Annotated in this window: 18 protein-coding genes; 7 read left to right on the top strand and 11 right to left on the bottom strand. The window is 61.2% G+C overall.

Annotated elements, in window-relative coordinates:
• Positions 1-2: 2 nt before the first annotated feature.
• The 4 genes from IEX75_RS11045 to speA form a co-directional block, all read right to left on the bottom strand.
• On the bottom strand, positions 3-1,187 hold the full coding sequence (locus tag IEX75_RS11045; RefSeq protein ID WP_188794252.1) for a DUF3734 domain-containing protein: 1,185 nt from the start codon (positions 1,185-1,187) through the stop codon (positions 3-5).
• On the bottom strand, positions 1,156-1,947 hold the full coding sequence (locus IEX75_RS11040; RefSeq protein WP_188794251.1) for an acetoacetate decarboxylase: 792 nt from the start codon (positions 1,945-1,947) through the stop codon (positions 1,156-1,158). Before IEX75_RS11040 ends, IEX75_RS11045 begins: the two co-directional genes overlap by 32 nt.
• Positions 1,948-2,061: 114 nt before the next feature.
• Positions 2,062-2,847, bottom strand: coding sequence for a 3-hydroxybutyrate dehydrogenase (locus tag IEX75_RS11035; protein WP_188794250.1), 786 nt, complete (start codon positions 2,845-2,847; stop codon positions 2,062-2,064).
• 95 nt (positions 2,848-2,942) lie between these two features.
• Entirely contained in the window at positions 2,943-4,832 is a 1,890-nt protein-coding gene (gene speA, locus IEX75_RS11030; RefSeq protein WP_188794249.1) for a biosynthetic arginine decarboxylase, read from the bottom strand.
• A gap of 293 nt (positions 4,833-5,125) precedes the next feature.
• On the opposite strand from speA, the gene speE reads away from it, so the two are divergent.
• Entirely contained in the window at positions 5,126-5,977 is an 852-nt protein-coding gene (gene speE, locus IEX75_RS11025) for a polyamine aminopropyltransferase (protein ID WP_188794248.1), read from the top strand.
• A 56-nt stretch (positions 5,978-6,033) separates the two neighbouring features.
• Here speE and IEX75_RS11020 read toward each other — a convergent pair whose 3' ends face one another.
• Positions 6,034-6,234 carry an antitermination protein NusB gene (locus tag IEX75_RS11020; protein WP_188794247.1) on the bottom strand — a complete coding sequence of 67 codons (201 nt, stop codon included), beginning with the start codon at positions 6,232-6,234 and terminating at the stop codon, positions 6,034-6,036.
• Positions 6,235-6,398: 164 nt separating this feature from the next.
• On the opposite strand from IEX75_RS11020, the gene IEX75_RS11015 reads away from it, so the two are divergent.
• The 5 genes from IEX75_RS11015 to IEX75_RS10995 all read left to right on the top strand — a co-directional run bounded on the left by IEX75_RS11015 (position 6,399) and on the right by IEX75_RS10995 (position 11,716).
• Positions 6,399-7,415 carry a hypothetical protein gene (locus tag IEX75_RS11015; RefSeq protein ID WP_188794246.1) on the top strand — a complete coding sequence of 339 codons (1,017 nt, stop codon included), beginning with the start codon at positions 6,399-6,401 and terminating at the stop codon, positions 7,413-7,415.
• A 182-nt stretch (positions 7,416-7,597) separates the two neighbouring features.
• The gene (locus tag IEX75_RS11010) at positions 7,598-8,230 is read left to right on the top strand and encodes a nucleotide-binding protein (RefSeq protein WP_188794245.1); all 633 of its coding nucleotides are present in this window, start codon (positions 7,598-7,600) and stop codon (positions 8,228-8,230) included.
• Positions 8,231-8,281: 51 nt separating this feature from the next.
• Positions 8,282-8,755 (top strand): SixA phosphatase family protein, encoded by a 474-nt coding sequence (locus IEX75_RS11005; protein ID WP_188794244.1) that lies wholly within the window; start codon positions 8,282-8,284, stop codon positions 8,753-8,755.
• Between the two features lie 310 nt (positions 8,756-9,065).
• Positions 9,066-9,626: a YceI family protein gene (locus IEX75_RS11000; protein WP_188794243.1), complete on the top strand. Its 561-nt coding sequence runs from the start codon at positions 9,066-9,068 to the stop codon at positions 9,624-9,626.
• Positions 9,627-9,820: 194 nt separating this feature from the next.
• Positions 9,821-11,716 (top strand): phospholipase D-like domain-containing protein, encoded by a 1,896-nt coding sequence (locus IEX75_RS10995; protein WP_188794242.1) that lies wholly within the window; start codon positions 9,821-9,823, stop codon positions 11,714-11,716.
• A gap of 3 nt (positions 11,717-11,719) precedes the next feature.
• Here IEX75_RS10995 and IEX75_RS10990 read toward each other — a convergent pair whose 3' ends face one another.
• From IEX75_RS10990 to IEX75_RS10970, 5 genes are all read right to left on the bottom strand, one after another.
• The gene (locus IEX75_RS10990; protein WP_308422121.1) at positions 11,720-12,172 is read right to left on the bottom strand and encodes a GNAT family N-acetyltransferase; all 453 of its coding nucleotides are present in this window, start codon (positions 12,170-12,172) and stop codon (positions 11,720-11,722) included.
• A 19-nt stretch (positions 12,173-12,191) separates the two neighbouring features.
• The gene (gene ntrC, locus IEX75_RS10985; protein WP_188794240.1) at positions 12,192-13,586 is read right to left on the bottom strand and encodes a nitrogen regulation protein NR(I); all 1,395 of its coding nucleotides are present in this window, start codon (positions 13,584-13,586) and stop codon (positions 12,192-12,194) included.
• Positions 13,579-14,613, bottom strand: a complete 1,035-nt coding sequence (locus tag IEX75_RS10980) for a two-component system sensor histidine kinase NtrB (RefSeq protein WP_188794239.1) — start codon at positions 14,611-14,613, stop codon at positions 13,579-13,581. Before IEX75_RS10980 ends, ntrC begins: the two co-directional genes overlap by 8 nt.
• A 121-nt stretch (positions 14,614-14,734) precedes the next feature.
• Positions 14,735-15,121, bottom strand: coding sequence for a type II toxin-antitoxin system VapC family toxin (locus IEX75_RS10975; RefSeq protein WP_188794238.1), 387 nt, complete (start codon positions 15,119-15,121; stop codon positions 14,735-14,737).
• On the bottom strand, positions 15,118-15,363 hold the full coding sequence (locus IEX75_RS10970) for a type II toxin-antitoxin system Phd/YefM family antitoxin (protein ID WP_188794237.1): 246 nt from the start codon (positions 15,361-15,363) through the stop codon (positions 15,118-15,120). Before IEX75_RS10970 ends, IEX75_RS10975 begins: the two co-directional genes overlap by 4 nt.
• Positions 15,364-15,623: 260 nt before the next feature.
• Here IEX75_RS10970 and IEX75_RS10965 point away from each other — a divergent pair, with 260 nt between their 5' ends.
• On the top strand, positions 15,624-15,953 hold the full coding sequence (locus IEX75_RS10965; RefSeq protein ID WP_188794236.1) for a hypothetical protein: 330 nt from the start codon (positions 15,624-15,626) through the stop codon (positions 15,951-15,953).
• On the opposite strand, the gene IEX75_RS10960 is transcribed toward IEX75_RS10965, so the two are convergent.
• Complete coding sequence (locus IEX75_RS10960) at positions 15,950-16,555, bottom strand: TetR/AcrR family transcriptional regulator (protein ID WP_188794235.1); 606 nt, start codon at positions 16,553-16,555, stop codon at positions 15,950-15,952. The genes IEX75_RS10965 and IEX75_RS10960 overlap by 4 nt on opposite strands.
• Between the last annotated feature and the right edge of the window lie 131 nt (positions 16,556-16,686).

Raw genomic sequence — 16,686 nt, 5'->3', positions numbered from 1 at the left:
ATTCAGCCACGATGGACGTCGTGTGTCACGAAGGGATTTTCCGCCGAAGGCGGCTCCAGCCAGTGCGGATGGCTCAGCGTGTGGCGCATATCGGCCAACCCGCTTTGCCAGTGCTCGTGCATGGTCGCCGCGCTGAACTCGTAATCCTTGTAATGCCCTTCGTAGGGCTTGTTGCGATAGATCAGATGGATGAGGTTGGTCAACGCACCATTGGCGTAACGCTCGGCGCGCTTGTACGCCGGCGTGTCGCGCTTGTCCTCAGGAATCAGCTCCATCAGCTCATGCAGGAAGCGCTGCTGTTCACGCGTCTGGTGCATGTATTCGGTGACCAGGCGCGTGCGGCTGGAGTATTGGATATCCTTCGCGCGTTCCGTCACGCCACCCATGTCGCGCGGCAAGGCACCGACCGCACTCCATAGATCGACCTGGAAGATCAGCGAATCGCGATGCGGACGCTCGCTCAGCACCTTATAGAGCGGCGTGTTGGAAACCATGCCGCCATCCCAGTAGTACTCGCCATCGATTTCCACGGCAGGGAAGCCCGGCGGCAACGCGCCCGAGGCCATGAAATGCTCGGGTCTCAGCTTGCCGACGCGGTTGTCGAAATAGGCGAAATTGCCGGTGCGTACGTTTACTGCGCCCACCGATACACGCACACAACTCGGATGGTTGATGCGATCGAAATCGGCCAGGCGTTCCAGCGTCGCGCGCAACGGCGCCGTGTCATACCAACTGGTGGTCGTGGGCGAGGTGTGCCACTGCATCACCGGCGGTGGCACGCGCGGCTGGAAGAAGCCGGATTGCCCTTCCATGATCGCGCGCCATGCGGCAAACATGTTGACGCCTTCGCGCACGATCGGCGGCATGTTCATGCCTTCGATCCACGGATTGCCCGGCGAACTCGGCCATAGTGCCGATTTGCAGATGCCTTCCCAGAATTCGGTCAGCCGTTCAACGCGGTGCTCCGGTGCATTGCCCGCAATGATCGCTGCATTCAACGCCCCGATGGAAATACCGGCGATCCAGTTCGGATGCAAACCGGCTTCCGCCATCGCCTGATACACGCCCGCCTGGTACGCACCAAGCGCACCACCGCCCTGCAGCACCAGCGCGGTGACCTTGTAGGCATCCTGCGCCGGATGGTGTGGACCAGCCTCAGCCTTGGACGAGGTCTTCTTCGCGTCCATGAGTTTTTCCTGTGTGTTCTTTTTCGTCAAGATAGTCATAAACCACGGTACCCAGATCGAGCGTGAGATCGGTGATGTAATGCACCGCCGACTCAATCTTGAGCACAGGCAGATCAGCTACCGGCGCCAGCGCATGCGGATGCAGTTCCAACGAAGCGGGGCCAGTCCACGCACCTTTCAGCGTGACGTTGGTCGTGAAATAGCGCACCAATTCGCAGATACGCGGCGTGCCGTCGACATGCGGGATGATCTTCAATAGAAAACTGGGCGCCGCCAGACCTGCCAGGATCGCATCCGCATCCGCCGGGCGATGCTTGAAGCCCATGGTGGCCTTGGCCACGCGCACCTTGCCGTAATCGAGCGTGCCAACCAACGTATCGATTTCCGTTTCCAAGATGGGCGTGGCCAGCTTTTTCGGAAAGCCCCACAACTCGCGGCCGCCGGCGATCGGCGGATGATCGTTGAGGTACATCGCATGCACGTAACCGCCACGCTCACCGCGGAAACTCACCGGTATCACCTGACCCGATTCGGTGTAATCGCCAAAACCGGTGGAATCGGGCATGCGGATGAATTCGTACTTCACCACCGGCTCGGTGACTTCCAGCGGCTCCGGCACCACGGCGCGCAGCGCATCCATATCGGTGCGATAGGTGATGACCAGGAATTCGCGGTTGACGAAGCGGTACGGTCCCTTGGGGAAAGCAGGGCTGGTCAGCGGCATGGCGAAGGCGTTTGCTTTGACGTCGGCGATTTTCATTTTCACTTCCTTACGAAAGGATGCTGCACGAGATCCGTACACTTACCTGTGCCGTCATTTCCGCGAAGGCGGGAAGACGGCCAGGTGAGGTAGGGCCATTGGCCTAGCGCGGCTTTACTGCATGTACCAACCGTGGCTGACCACAAAGCTCTGACCGGTCAGCGCCGCACTCGGGAATGCCGCCAGGAACAGCGCCGTCTGTGCGATATCGTCGACAGTGGTGAACACACCATCCACCGTGTCCTTGAGCATGACGTTCTTGATCACGTCGGCTTCGGTAATGCCAAGCTCCTTGGCCTGCTCGGGAATCTGCTTCTCTACCAGTGGCGTGCGTACGAAGCCTGGGCAGATCACGTGCGAACGCACGTTATGTGCCGCACCTTCTTTCGCCAGTGTGCGTGCAAGGCCAAGCAGGCCATGCTTTGCGGTCACGTAAGCGGACTTCAGTTTCGAGGCTTCGTGCGAATGCACCGAACCCATGTAGATAACCGTACCGCCACGATTATCCTTGTACATATGTTTGAGTGCGGCCTTGGTGGTCAGGAAGCCGCCATCCAGGTGAATCGCCAGCATCTTCTTCCAGTCCGCGAACGAGAACTGGTCGATCGGATTGATGATCTGCACGCCCGCGTTGGAAATCAGCACATCCAGGCTGCCGAAAGCTTCCACGGTCTTGTCCGTGCCCGCGTTTACCGCTTCTTCGCTGGTGACGTCCATGGCGATGCCGATGGCTTTACCGCCGGCCGCCTTGATCTCCGCCGCGGCAGCATCTGCTGCCTGCTGATTGATGTCGGCGATCGCTACCGCCGCACCGTTCTTCGCATAAAGTTCGGCGATAGCTTTACCCAGGCCGCTAGCGGCGCCCGTGATCAATGCAACCTTGCCGTCGAGACTTGCCATGTGCCACTCCTTCGGATGAATAAAAAATGGGGCAGCACATCGCATCGCCGCAGGATGTTTCGACCGTTTGCCGAAACATCCTTGAGGCGATATCGCTAACGCACGCCCTCGGAGAGATAGGTATAGCCGGTCAGCCCTTCATTCAATGTTACAAACAGCGTTTCCGCCTGCTCGCCATCTATACCGGCCGCCGAAATGCGTTCACGATAACTGCGACGTAACGCTTCCAGGTCGTAACCGACATAGTCCAGCATTAGGTCGGTCGTATCGCCACGACGCTTGTGCGCGAACACATAGTTCCCACCCTCCACGCGCACGTTCACCGCGTCGGTATCGCCGAATAGATTGTGGATATCGCCCAGCGTTTCCTGATAGGCACCGACCATGAAGATGCCGAGCCGATACGGCTCGCTGTCCTTCAACGCATGGAGTGGAAGACTGACGTCCACGCCTTCGGCATCCACATAGTTGTCGATACGGCCATCCGAATCGCAGGTGAGATCGACCAGCACACCGCGACGCGTCGGCCGTTCGTTCAAACGCGCAATCGGGGCGATTGGAAAGATCTGATCGATGGCCCACACATCCGGCACCGATTCGAACACGGAGAAGTTGACGAAGTACTTGTCGACCAGCTTTTCATCCAGCTCGTCCAACGCCTGTCGATGCGCACGCTCCGCCGGCAGCAGACGCACACGCACCGCATTGACGATCGCGTAGTAAAGCTCGTCCAGCTGTGCACGCGCCGCCAGCGAAAGCTGGCCCAGTGCGTACAGCGTCTGGCCTTCCTGCACGTGATGCTGCGCTTCGTGGAACAGCTCCAGCGGCGGGCGTGTGTCCAGTTCTTCATACACTTCGCGCAAGTGGCGCAGCACCGCCGGCTCATCACTTTCTGCAGGCGGCAAGCTGCCGGCTGGCACCGATTCCACTTCACTCACGTTCACCACCATCACGGCGTGATGCGCAGTCATGGCGCGGCCTGCCTCGGTGATGATATGCGGCGCTTTCAGCCCTTCGCTTTCCACCGCCTCCGCCAAAGATTGCACGATGGTCGCCGCGTATTGCTCGATCGAATAATTGATGGAGTTGTGACTGCGCGAACGCGAACCTTCGTAATCCACGCCCAGGCCACCGCCGACGTCGACGATCTCCAACGGCACGCCCATCTGCGTGAGTTCCACGAAATAACGTGTTGCCTCGCGCATGCCGTTGGCGATGTCGCGTACGTTGGAAATCTGCGAACCCATGTGGAAGTGCTGCAGTTTCAGCGTGTGCTTGAGACCGGCCTGATCCAGGCGCGCTACCAGTTGCAGTACCTGTGCGGGCGAAAGGCCGAACTTGCCCTTGTCGCCGCCGGTGTTCTGCCATTTGCCCGCGCCGATCGACGCCAGGCGTACGCGCACGCCAAGCAGCGGCTCCACGTTCAAGGCTTTCGATTCGCTGATCACATGATCAAGCTCGGACAGTTTCTCGATCACGATGTGGATGCGCAGGCCAAGCTTGCGCCCTATCAGTGCCAAACGAATGTATTCGCGATCCTTGTAGCCATTGCAGACCACGACAGAGCCCGGCCGCGCCATCGCCAACACGGCCATCAATTCCGGCTTCGAACCGGCTTCCAGGCCAAAGCCATGCGCGCCGGCCGCCACCAACTCGGCCACCACGCCGCGCTGCTGGTTCACCTTGATCGGATAGACGGCGGTGTAGTCGCCGCCGTAATTCCACTCGCCGATCGCCTTGGCGAACGCGCCCTGCAGGCGTGCGAGACGGTCGGCCAGGATGTCCGGAAAGCGCACCAGCAAGGGCAGGCGCAAACCTTCCGCGCGGGCACGTTCGACGATATCAGGAAGGGAAAAGCCAGGGCCGCTCGGGCCATGCGGACGGATCACGATGTGACCGGCGTCGTTGATGTCGACGTAGCCATCGCCCCAGTAAGGCACGGCATAGGTGTGACGGGCGACATCGGTGTTCCAGGCATTCGCCATGTGACGGTATCTCCTCATGAAGGGGGATGTCGTCGTCGCAGCGGCGGAGCCTTGACGAACACTTGGGATGCTTCCCTGGCTCACCGGCCGGAAGCCTCGCACGCCGCGGGGCCGGAAGAGCCTGACGGCCGCACGCGGCGACCGGACTCGTATTGTAACGGCGGGCTGCGACAATTTGAGGTCAGCGTGGGCCTTTGCTCAATCCCTTTTCCGGGAGGCCTGAAGCGGCACGGCGTCAATCGTTACCGCTACAATTACTTTCCTTTAACCCGAGTTCCAAGGATCTGTCCGTCATGTCGCAGCCCAGCTGGTTCACCGAAGCACACCAGGCTTCCGGTTCCTCCATCGGTTATCGCGTTGAAAAGCTGCTGCATGCCGAGAAAACCCCGTTCCAGACCATCGAGATCTACCAGACCACCGACTGGGGCAACCTGATGGTGATCGATGGCTGCGTGATGCTCACCACCCGCGACAACTTCCTCTACCACGAGATGATGACCCACCCGGCGCTGTTCACCCATGCGCGCGCCAAGCGCGTGGTGATCATCGGGGGCGGCGACTGCGGCACGCTGCGCGAAGTGTTGAAGCACGAAGAAGTTGAGCACGCCGCGCAGGTCGAGATCGACGAGCGCGTCACGCGCCTGGCCGAGCAGTATTTCCCGGAACTGTGCGAATCCAACAACGATCCGCGCGCGGAGCTGTTGTTCATCGACGGCATCAAGTACATGGCCGATGCGGAACCGGAATCGCTGGACTTGATCATCGTCGATTCCACCGACCCGGTCGGTCCGGCCGAAGGCCTGTTCAACGCCGCTTTCTATGCCAGCTGCCACAAGGCGCTGCGCCACGGCGGCATCCTGGTGCAGCAGAGCGAGTCGCCGCTGGCACATATTGAGCTGATCAAGTCGATGCGCGCCGCGATGCGCACGGCCGGCTTCAGTGCCGTGAAGACGCTGCCCTTCCCGCAACCGTGCTACCCCACCGGCTGGTGGAGCTGCACCATGGCACGCAAGGGCGGCGACCTGGCCGGCTTCCGCGAACGCGGTGCGCTGAGCAAGAACTTCTCCACGCGCTACTACAACGCCGACGTGCACAAGGGTGCGCTGGCGTTGCCGGAATTCATGCGCGAGGCGCTGGGCGAATAAGCCGCGCCGTGCCAAACGTCGTCATTCCCGCGCAGGCGGGAATGACCGCGATGCAGCTAGAAGATCCGGCTGCGCACCTTCGGCAACAGCACGATCGCCAAAGTAACAAACGGACCAAACAGCAGCGACAGCACGAACCACAGCAAGCCGCTGCGATTCTTGCCCTGCGCCAGGCCGGCATTGATCAAGGCCAGCGTGCCCCATCCCACGAACCACGGGGCAGCATTCGCCTGGGTCAGAAACGAAAACGACTCCACAGCTTTCTCCTGGGTTCCTCGTGGGCAGCGACCCTGCATGCTACAGGAGCCGGCGCGGCATGCCCAAGGCATCGCGTTCAGCGAAAAATCGAAGAACTTCCTGTTCAGAAGTCCCTCAATCCCTTCCCGTTATGCTTTTCGTTTTTATGACCCGTGGAGTTCCCATGCGTGGATGGCGCCTTATTGCCCTCACTCTGGCCTGCGCCATCAGCGCTACAGCGGTAGCCGCCAAGCAGCCGGCGCCTAACGCAGCTAACGCCACACCAGCACCACCTCGTGAAAAGGCGCTGCTCGGGTTTCAGAACGACCTGATCAACGTGCTTGCTCCCAGCGGGGATCCAGAGCGCCTGCTGGCCGCCGCCCTGTTGGCCCGCCCGCTGCCCAACCCCAGCAAGCTGAACAGCTTCCACTCCCTGATCGAACGCGCCGCCCGCGTCGACGGTGCCGGCCCCGCCGTGAGCTGGGCGCGCCTGGCCGACTGCGACCCGAACGCGCACGCCTGCCCCAACAGCGATGCCGTGGCGCAGCTGGTGCAACAGGCGCCGGACAATGCCGCCGTGTGGCTGGTAAAGCTGAGCCTGGACACCAACAACCTCAAAAACGACGACGCCCGCCAGGATCTGGCCAAGGCCGCATCGGCCAAGCTGTATGACGACTACAGCGGCGTCGCGCTGAAAGACCTGGCCAACGCCGCCACCCTCCTGCCGCCGCCGAGTGCGACACTCGACCCCAACTCCAATGCCGGCGCAAACGGTGTGCAGGTGCTGATCGCCTTCGGCAGTGCTGCCGGCATGCCGCAGCCGGCGCTGCGCGATACGGCCAGCTTTTGTGAGGGAAAAGCGCCCAAGGACGACTCGATCAAGAGCGACTGTCTCAAACTGGGCCAGTTGCTGGAGTGGGGTTCCAGCCCCTTGGCTCGCTCACTGGGCCTGCACCTGCGCCAAGTACTCAACGCTGATCCGGCCCAGCAGCAGGACGCCCAGAATGCCCGCCGCAACCTGATCTGGCAGGTGCAAAACTTCGCCGCCGTTTCTTTCCGCGCACAGAACGACAAAGCCCAGGCGCAGCATCTGCTGGCGCTGGCGCGCAGCGGCGGAACCCAGATGAGCCTGGTGCTCGCCGCCCTGCATGATGCGGGGGTTGCTACGGATGCGCCGACGGATTGGCAGCCGTCGAAGTAACGGGAACACCTTATTCGTCGTCCCGGCAAACGCCGGGACCCGGCGACCTTGTTCGCGGCTCAAGGCGTAAACCCTGTCGTTCGCCCGGGCGACATGGAGTTCATATCCGCAACAAGCTCATCTTCCCCCTTCCGCTTTCCCCCGCTACGCTTGAGCCCACCTCACGCCACTAGGGGTAACCGATGCTCACCGTATTGGTAGCAAGCAGCAAAGGCGGTTGCGGCAAGAGCACGCTGGTAACCCAGCTTGCTTCGCATTGGGCGCAAGACGGCAAACGCACCGCTATTGTCGATAGCGATCCACAAGGCTCCAGCTATCGCTGGGCAGGCCTGCGCCCGGAGAACGTGCCGGGCGTGCTGGCCCTGGAAGGCGGCAAACGGGCACTGGACAAACTGCCCGAAGACACCGACCGCGTGCTGGTCGACACCGCAGCCGGCTCGCACGAAAAGGAACTGGAGCCCTATCTGGAGCAGGCCAACGTGGTATTGGTGCCGGTGCTGCCCTCCTCCTTCGATCTGCATGCCACCCTGAAATTCCTTGAGCATCTGCGCGGCGTCGGCCGCATAAAGCGCGGCAAGCTGCCGGTGGCCCTGGTCGGCAACCGCCTCAAACCCTGGACGCATGCCAGCCAGGACGCAATCAACCAATTGGCCGAACAGGCACCCTTCCCGGTGGTGGCGCAATTGCGCGATACCCAGGCCTACGTACTGCTCACCTCGCTCGGCAAGGGCATCTTCGACTACGGCTCCGAGCAGGTCCGCGGCCATCAGCAGGACTGGACCCCACTGCTGCGCTGGATCAAGCGACAGCATTAAAAAGACCCCTTTCACAACGAACCAGAACCTCCTCGGGGAGAATTCACAGCCATGCACGAACTGATCCTGTTACGCCACGCCGAAGCCCAGCCCGCCCCGCTCGGCGGGGAAGATGAGGTGCGCCGCCTCAGCGGCCGCGGTGAACAGGAAGCGCGTGCCGCCGGTGCGTGGTTGAGCAAACACGGCAAGCGTCCGGATCGCGTGCTGTGCTCCCCGTCCGAGCGCACCTGCGCCACCGCCAACCTTGCGTTGGCAGAGATAGAACGCGCACCGGCCATGCTGACCGCGCAGGAAATCTACAACGCCACGCCCGGCGAACTGCTGGCCCTGCTCGACCAGCATGGTGATGCGAACACCGTGATGCTGGTCGGCCACAACCCGGGCATCGAGCGGCTGGTTGCGCTGTTGGTGGAGGGCCGCTCCGACGACTTCCGTGGCATGCCACCGGCCGGCTTGGCCGTGCTTCATCTGGATGGCCCGCTGGAACCGGGCAACGCACGACTGGATGCGTTCTGGTCGCCATGAAAAACAGGGATGCTCTTACCCATTTTGCGTAGGCGGCATGATGTCCAGAAGGCTCGCAGGGTGTGTCGCACGGCGCCGGGAAGACTGGCCGTCTTTTCAAGCCGTGTGGCGCAGCCTGCGGGCCTTCTGGACATCACCCTTCGGACCGTACCTGTCTGTCCGCATCTCTTCGGTCCATCGTCTCGACAGACGGCCAGTCTGCCTTCGCCGATGGCCCTGTGATCTGCGAACAGACAGGCACGGTGACGCCCACGCAAAATGGGTAAGAGCATCCCTTGGTCCCGCGTTGCAGCGTCACGCATCGCGGCACATGGCTCTTCTGCTGCTACTGTCACTGCCGCCATCGCTGTTCGCAGCACCTACCGGCAGTGACTACCGCATCGACTCGACCACTTCCGAGGCCATGTTTCGCGTCCGCCTGTTTTGGCTGGACAAGGTCAACGGCGAGTTCACTCATGTCGATGGCGACGTGGAACAAGGACCGCAACCAAACAGCTGGGTAGTCAACGCCACCATCCCTGTCGACAGCGTCGCCGTACCCTCGACGCGCATGCGCCAACTCTTATTGGCGCCGTCGTTCTTCGACGTCCAGCACCACCCGACCATCCACTTCGTTTCCAACCCGATCGCGCAAGGCGAGCTGGCGCATGGCGGCACCCTTACCGGCTACCTCACCATGCGCGGCATCACCGCGCCCATCCAGTTTGCCGTGGAGCCGGTGCAATGCAGGCACCAGGTAACGACACCGTGCAGGATCGTATTGCGCGGCATGGTCCAACGCAGCACATTCGGCATGACCAGCGACCGCTTCGCACTGTCCGACAGCGTCGACCTCAACCTCAACATCACGCTGCAACCGGATACCCGTTGAACGGCCGTTATTGATCGGCCGTTATGATGTGCTCGCCCGGCGACACCCGGCGCGCCGCCCCATGTTTGTTGTACGCAGATCAGGAAGGTGAACGGTATGTGGAGATGTGAGCGGACAACCGTGCGGGTACGCAACCAAGCCCTTGATGCAGCATTCGGTACAACCTTGCGCATGCATTGAACGAGCTTGTTCCGATGCGCATGCGCTGCAGCCTCCCGCTGATCTTGCTGCTGGCATCCCTGTTGCAGGGCTGCGTGCTGAGCCGTGCACAAATCAAGCAAGCCGATGCCGCCGTCGCCGCCAGTGTTGATCGCCAGAGCAGCTGCAGCCGAGACGATCACTGCGCCACCCCATCACCACTGCTGGACGCGGCCACCCAAGCCATGGCCGATTCCACACCCGGCCACCCACAACATGTCGTCGTTCTGCTCGACGACAGCGAGGCTTCGCTGGCCGCACGGATCAACCTGATTCGCGCCGCGAAAACATCGATCGACGTTCAAACCTACATCTGGGACGAAGATGACCTCGGCCAGCTCGCATTGAGCGAGCTCGTCGACGCCGCACGGCGTGGCGTGAATGTACGCATTCTTGCCGACCAACTGTTTTCGTTCGAAGACCCGGCGCTGCTCGCCCAGCTCGTGCGCACCAGCCCCAACCTGCACATACGCCTGTATAACCCCACCTTTCACAACTCACGCACGTCGCCACTGGAATTTGCCGCGGGTATTGCCTGCTGCTTCCTGACATTCAACCAGCGCATGCACAACAAAGTATTGGTGGTGGACAACACCATCGGCATCACCGGCGGACGCAACTACCAGGACCGCTACTTCAACTGGGACAACGACTTCGACTACGTCGATCGCGACATCATGGTCGGCGGCCCCGCCGCGCAGGACATGGCGAAAAGCTTCGACCTGTTCTGGAAACACAGACGCGCCGTGCCGCTCACACATCTGCGCGACGTGAACCGGCTGATCCTGCGCAATCCTTCGCCGCCAGCATGGCCTGGACCACATTATGTCTACCCTGCCCGAGTCGCCGCCGCCCAGGCCGAGGCGGAAGATCCGAACTGGCTCAACGAACACATCCTGGACAACGCCCTCCACACCAGCAAGGTGGAGTATTTCAGCGATCTCCCTGCCAAGACCGAGCAACCCTCACGGCGCCAGGCACGTGAATTCACTGCGCACCTGATGCAATTGGTCAACCACGCCAAGCAGCAAGTGATATTGCAAACGCCGTACCTGGTGATGAGCCGGCGCGCGGAAAAAATCTTCAAGAAACTCCATCACGAAAACCCGCCGCCGCAAATCATCGTGTCCACCAATTCGCTGGCGTCTACGGATGCTTTTGCGGTGTATGCGTACTCCTACAAGCACCGCAAAAACTATCTCACGAAATACGGCTTCGACATTTACGAAATGAAGCCGCGCGCCGACCTCGCCACCGATGCATACATGCAAGCCAACGTTGAGGACGAAGACGACGGCACTGCCGTGGTCGCTGGCGCAGCAGGCAAAAAGCACAAACGCTTCCCTGGCACCGACCGGCGCCCCGGTCTTTTCGGCAGCGCCGGCAAACGCAATCGCCCTGCGCCACTCACCAGCCCCGGCCGTCGCTTTGGCCTGCACGCCAAGTCGCTGGTGATCGACGATGACTTGGGCATGGTCGGCTCGCACAATTTCGATCCACGCTCCGACCACTACAACACCGAAGCCGGCGTGATCGTGTACGACCCGCGCTTTGCCGCTGCACTGCGCGACTCCATTCTCGAAGCCACGCAACCGCAGAATGCATGGGTGATCGCACCACGCAAGCCGACCATTCCCGTGCTCGGCCAAATCAGCCAGCTGATCGGCGATCTTTCGGCCAAACTGCCGCTGTTCGACATCTGGCCATTCCGCTACGCCACCAGCTACAACCTGAATCCAAGCGCCGATTGCCCGCCGATGCAACCAAGCAATCCAGACTTCACCCGTTGCTATACCGCAGTGGGCGATTTCCCGGACGTGGCGGTTTCGCCAAAGCTGCTTTATACGCGGCTGATTACCGCGTTTGGGGGCGGTATCAAAGGCGTGCTATGAGCGCTAAAACATCTGCTCATACATAAAGTAATGACACTGCTCCATCCCCAGCCCTTGGTAAGTCTGCTGCGCCCGTAAATTCTCCGTCTCCACATACAAGCGCAACCCCACCGCGCCCGCCTGCTTCGCCCGTTGCGCCACATCGGCATACATCGCACGAAACACACCGCCCCTGCGCGCATCCGGCGTCACGTAAACGCTCTGGATCCACCAGATATCGCCATTGCGCCAATCGCTCCACTCATAGGTCACCAGCAAGCAACCTGCGGCCGCTCCGTCGCGCTCGGCCACCAGATAAAACCCGCGCCGCGGCTCATCCAGCACCGCCGCCACGCCGCGCGAAAGCACCTGCAAATCCAGTTGCTTTTGTTCCGTTTCCCAGGCCATCGCCATGTTCCATTCGGCAATGGCTGCCATGTCACCACGTTCGGCTGGGCGAATGATCAATGTCGACACGTCTGGACTCCCTTTCTTCTTATGACTTGCGGCGCGCACGCGAAGCGCCCAGCTTGCGCGTAAGCGTATTGCGGCCCACCCCCAACGCCGCCGCTGCGTGCTGGCGATGTCCATCGTTGGCGGCTAATGCCGCTTCCATCAACACGCGATCGAGTGCTTCGCGCGCGCGCGTATGAATATCCGCCTCGCCACGCTCCAGCGCACGATCGGCCCAGTCGCGCAAGGCATCCGTCCAATCACCGCGTTGTGCATCCGTTGATTTGCCCAGATCGGCAGGCAAAATTTCTGCGCCCGTAGCAATCACCGCCAGGCGTCGGCAAAGATTTTCCAGCTCGCGCACATTGCCTGGGAAATCCCGTTGCGCGATCGCTTTCAACGTTGCCTTGGAAAAACGCTTGGGCGGCAGCTTCAACTCCTGTGCTGCCGCGGCCAGAAAGTGTTGCGCCAACAGCGGAATATCGCTGCGTCGCTGGCGCAGCGGCGGCAGTTCAATGCGCACCACATCCAGGCGATGCTTCAGGTCGGCACGAAACTGCCCTGCCGCCACACGCGCATCCAGATCTTGATGCGTGGCGGCCACGATACGCACATTGCAACGAATCAGCTCGCGTCCGCCGACACGGTAAAACTCGCCGCCAGCCAGCACACGCAACAGACGCGTCTGCAGAATCAGCGGCATATCGCCGATCTCGTCGAGAAACAGCGTGCCACCCTCCGCCTGCTCGAAGCGTCCGGCCACGCGGCGCGTGGCACCGGTGAACGCGCCGGCTTCGTGGCCGAACAATTCGCTTTCCAGCAGCTCGCTGGGAATCGCCGCCGTGTTCAAGGCCACGAAGGGCTTGCCGCGCCGCGCGCTTTCCTCATGCAACGCACGCGCAACCAACTCCTTGCCGGTGCCGGTTTCACCAGTGATCAGCACGTTGAGATCGCTCGCCGCTATGCGGCCGATCAGGCGAAACACTTCGCGCATCGGCACGCTTTCGCCCAGCAACGCATGGGCGGGAATGGCCGTTCCGGTGGGCGCAAGTTCCGCATGCGGCACGTCCGCCAGCGCGCGCTGCACGGAAGCCAGCGCCTGATCCAGATCGAACGGCTTGGCAAGATAATCCGCGGCACCGGCGCGATAGGCCGCCGCCGTGGTGGCCACATCGGTGTAAGCGCTCATCACGATCACCGGGCCGATACCTTGCTCCCGCAACTCATCCAGCAAGGCCAGGCCGCTTTCGCCCGGCATGCGCACGTCCGTGATCAGCAGCGCCGGCATCGCATCGCGCAAGGCTTTGCGTACGCTCACCACATCCTGGAATTCGCGCACTTCGAAGCCGGCATCACGCAGCGCTTCGGCGAGTACAAAGCGCACCCCGCGATCGTCATCGACGATCCAGACGCCGGACCGATCGTTCGAATTAGCCATGCGTGCGCCCCGTCGTTGCAACGCCTATTCGCGGCGGCAATGGTAGATAAAGTGAGAAGACGGTTTCGCCGCGGCGGCTGACAAAGCGCAATTCGCCGCCATGCTCGTGTGCGATTTCGCGCGACAACGCCAGACCCAGGCCGGTGCCGTCCACATGTCCTGACACCAACGGCTCGAACAAGGTATCGCGCAAGGCAGGCGGCACACCCGGGCCATCATCCATCACATCCAGCCGCAACGCGCTGCGAAACATGCGCTCGCCCAGACGCACGCCATGCTCGACACGGCTGCGCAACGTCAGCGTCTTCGCTCCGGCCTCGATCGCATTGCGCGCCAGATTGAGCAACACCTGTTGCAAGCGATCGGCATCACCCTCCACATCCGGCAAGCTGGGGTCGTAGTCGGGACGCAAGCGCGGCGGTTTCGGTTCTGCGCGAATCAATTCCGCGACACGCTCCATCAATTGATGCAGATTCACGGGAGCCAGGTGCGGCGCACCGTCATGACGCAGCAGCCGATTCGCCAACTCAGCGAGCCGATCCGCCTCCTTGATCACCATGCCCGCCAGCGACTGCATGTCCGGATCATCCAACCGCCGCTGCAGTAATTGCGCCGCGCCGCGCAAACCTGCCAGGGGGTTCTTCACTTCATGCGCAAAACCACGCAACGTAGCCGACAGCGGCGACACCGTGGACGGCAGCTCCGCCAGCACATGCACCTCCACCAGCAGCTCGCCCTTTTCCACGGGCTGCAGGGTCACATCCACCCGCTGACTACCCGTCACGCTCGGCAACAAGACCCCGCGGCATTGCACCGACCGCTGTTCCGCCAAACTCCGCGCCGCCTGCTCCGCCACCCCCGCGTCCGGCAGCAACCCCTGCAACGGCTGCCCCTGCGCGTGCCGCAAACCCAGCCCCAGCAATTCCGCCAGCGCCGGATTGATCCACAACACACGCAAACCCCCATCGACCACCGCCAACCCGGTCGACATCTGCTCCACCCAGCTTTGGGCCTGACGCTCGCTCATTGCACCATCATGGACAATGCGCCCGGTTGGTGCAAATGCTTATTGGGACAAAGGAACAGGCTTGGCCTGATTATTCGACAGCAAAGCCATAGTTTGTGCACGTTGTACAAAACTACGGCATTCACACCCGCCTTACGGGGCCAGGATAGGTCGCTACATTCACGTCCGCCGTCAGCAGTGTGATGCCCTCCACCGTGGCTTGCGCTACCAATAGACGATCGAACGGGTCTTTATGGATCGGGGGCAAAGCGTCGATTGCCACCGCGTGCTCACTGAGGATCGACAACTCGCTATAGCCGTTGTCCAGCAAGCTACGACGCAACACCCGAGCATCAACCTTGAAATCCGAGCGCCCCAAGCCGCGCTTGATAACAATTTCCCACAGGCTGGCGACGCTGAAGAACAGCTCATTGTCGGGGTCGCTCATCAATGCCTGGGCCTCCGGCGGGAGCCGCTCAATGCCTTCTGCCGCCCACAGCAGCAGATGTGTGTCCAGCAGCAGCTTCATGCGTCACCTTCAAACATCTTCTCGATGTCTGCCGCGCCCATCTTGTCAAAATCGTCCGGCACGCTGATCTGCCCGGCCATGAAACCAAACCGCTTGACCTGCGATGGCTCTGGGGCATTCAGGGCGATGACCTTAACCATCGGCTTGCCAGCCTTGGCAATCACGAACGACTCACCCTTCGCAGCCTGGTCCACCAGCCGCGATAGCTGGGTTTTTGCATCGTGGATATTGTAGGTCTGCATGGCGTCCTCGCTTGACTTAGTTTAATGAACTAAGTCTATCACAAATCCGCTGTAAATCGTCCAAATAGGCATTCCTATGGTGAGCCGTCCGGCCGGGCTTTTCCGGCCTACGCAGGCTGGCCTTCGTGTGCAGTTGACGTGGCGCCGCCGTGCAATTGGCCGCCTGATGGACCAGGTCCGGTTCTAAGCAGAGACGCGGGAAATCTCAGGGCCAGTAGACTTCTTGTGCTGAGATGAGGGATGTCAGAAAAGTACTTTGTATGGCGAACAATATCTCTCTGACCACTCTTCAAGCGGAAAACGCACGGCTTGTTGCGCTGTTGGAAGCACACGGCATCGAATGGCGTCTGTCGCCGATGCCGGGGCCTTCACCAACCATCCTTGGAGAAACGGAGTCAACGAAACTCAACACGGCTGAAAAGGTGGCGCTCTTTCGCCGCCTGTTCCAGGGGGGTACAGACTATGGAGTTCTGTCCAGTCTGTTATCGGGAATGCTTAACGCTGTCGCGAACAGACAATCCTGTCGCCAGACAGCAGTTCCATTCTCCGAATGCCTGGGACGAATGAACGGCATGCCAGGCGCTCCTTAGCGAAGTGCCGCCGCCACGGCCTCATCAATCTGCAGCGCAAAGCGCGCTTCAACATCAGGCACCGCATAGCCAATGGACAGTTCCAGATACGCATCGCCCAGCACCAGATTGATGAATGTCGCTGCCCGCAAGGCAGCCGTCGATTCGTCAAAGCGCTTTCGCAGAATGTTGGCGGCGATGGCACGCACGACCTTTGCGCCATTTTCATAAAACACCTGGCCGAGTTCCGGCAGACGCTCGGCCTCAGCAACGATGGCTCGGTAAAGCCGCAGGACATCCGGCGCAATAAGGATTTGCGCCAGCAACGATCCCAATGCGTGCAACTCGGCCTCCGGTGAGTCATCGGATGGCTCGCGCTGAGGGTTAGCAAGAAGCGCGCCCACCTCAGCGCACATCGACATCACCAGACCCACGAAGAGCGCCTCCTTCGATTTGAAGTGGCGGTAGACCGTTTGTTTGCCGACGCCAGCGGCGGCAGCGACATCGTCCATCCTCGCCAGAGCAAAACTCTGGCGTAAGAAAACCGTTTTCGCGCCGTCGAGGATGGCAGACCGCTTGCGGCGTTGCAGCGGGCTCAGACCGAGGGGAAAGGAAGCGTCCATAGGGGGTAATTAACAGATCGCTGCATGGTTGACAAGACTTACCAGTCTCGTTTAGATTGGCCGAAACGAGACTTATTGGTCTCGTTTCGGCCAATCTATTTCGCGAGCCATCGCTGGGAGAACGCTTTGAA

Origin of the sequence: Dyella nitratireducens (assembly GCF_014642835.1) — a bacterium.
Taxonomy (GTDB): domain Bacteria; phylum Pseudomonadota; class Gammaproteobacteria; order Xanthomonadales; family Rhodanobacteraceae; genus Dyella_B; species Dyella_B nitratireducens.
Note: the sequence above shows the minus strand (reverse complement) of the source record. Positions and strands in the feature narration are given on the sequence as shown.

Excerpts from the sequence above, each read along its gene's own strand:
- IEX75_RS11045 (WP_188794252.1), bottom strand. The coding sequence starts at position 1,187 with ATGGACGCGAAGAAGACCTCGTCCAAGGCTGAGGCTGGTCCACACCAT.
- IEX75_RS11040 (WP_188794251.1), bottom strand. The coding sequence starts at position 1,947 with ATGAAAATCGCCGACGTCAAAGCAAACGCCTTCGCCATGCCGCTGACC.
- IEX75_RS11035 (WP_188794250.1), bottom strand. The coding sequence starts at position 2,847 with ATGGCAAGTCTCGACGGCAAGGTTGCATTGATCACGGGCGCCGCTAGC.
- speA (WP_188794249.1), bottom strand. The coding sequence starts at position 4,832 with ATGGCGAATGCCTGGAACACCGATGTCGCCCGTCACACCTATGCCGTG.
- speE (WP_188794248.1), top strand. The coding sequence starts at position 5,126 with ATGTCGCAGCCCAGCTGGTTCACCGAAGCACACCAGGCTTCCGGTTCC.
- IEX75_RS11015 (WP_188794246.1), top strand. The coding sequence starts at position 6,399 with ATGCGTGGATGGCGCCTTATTGCCCTCACTCTGGCCTGCGCCATCAGC.
- IEX75_RS11010 (WP_188794245.1), top strand. The coding sequence starts at position 7,598 with ATGCTCACCGTATTGGTAGCAAGCAGCAAAGGCGGTTGCGGCAAGAGC.
- IEX75_RS11005 (WP_188794244.1), top strand. The coding sequence starts at position 8,282 with ATGCACGAACTGATCCTGTTACGCCACGCCGAAGCCCAGCCCGCCCCG.
- IEX75_RS11000 (WP_188794243.1), top strand. The coding sequence starts at position 9,066 with ATGGCTCTTCTGCTGCTACTGTCACTGCCGCCATCGCTGTTCGCAGCA.
- IEX75_RS10995 (WP_188794242.1), top strand. The coding sequence starts at position 9,821 with ATGCGCATGCGCTGCAGCCTCCCGCTGATCTTGCTGCTGGCATCCCTG.
- ntrC (WP_188794240.1), bottom strand. The coding sequence starts at position 13,586 with ATGGCTAATTCGAACGATCGGTCCGGCGTCTGGATCGTCGATGACGAT.
- IEX75_RS10980 (WP_188794239.1), bottom strand. The coding sequence starts at position 14,613 with ATGAGCGAGCGTCAGGCCCAAAGCTGGGTGGAGCAGATGTCGACCGGG.
- IEX75_RS10975 (WP_188794238.1), bottom strand. The coding sequence starts at position 15,121 with ATGAAGCTGCTGCTGGACACACATCTGCTGCTGTGGGCGGCAGAAGGC.
- IEX75_RS10970 (WP_188794237.1), bottom strand. The coding sequence starts at position 15,363 with ATGCAGACCTACAATATCCACGATGCAAAAACCCAGCTATCGCGGCTG.
- IEX75_RS10965 (WP_188794236.1), top strand. The coding sequence starts at position 15,624 with ATGGCGAACAATATCTCTCTGACCACTCTTCAAGCGGAAAACGCACGG.
- IEX75_RS10960 (WP_188794235.1), bottom strand. The coding sequence starts at position 16,555 with ATGGACGCTTCCTTTCCCCTCGGTCTGAGCCCGCTGCAACGCCGCAAG.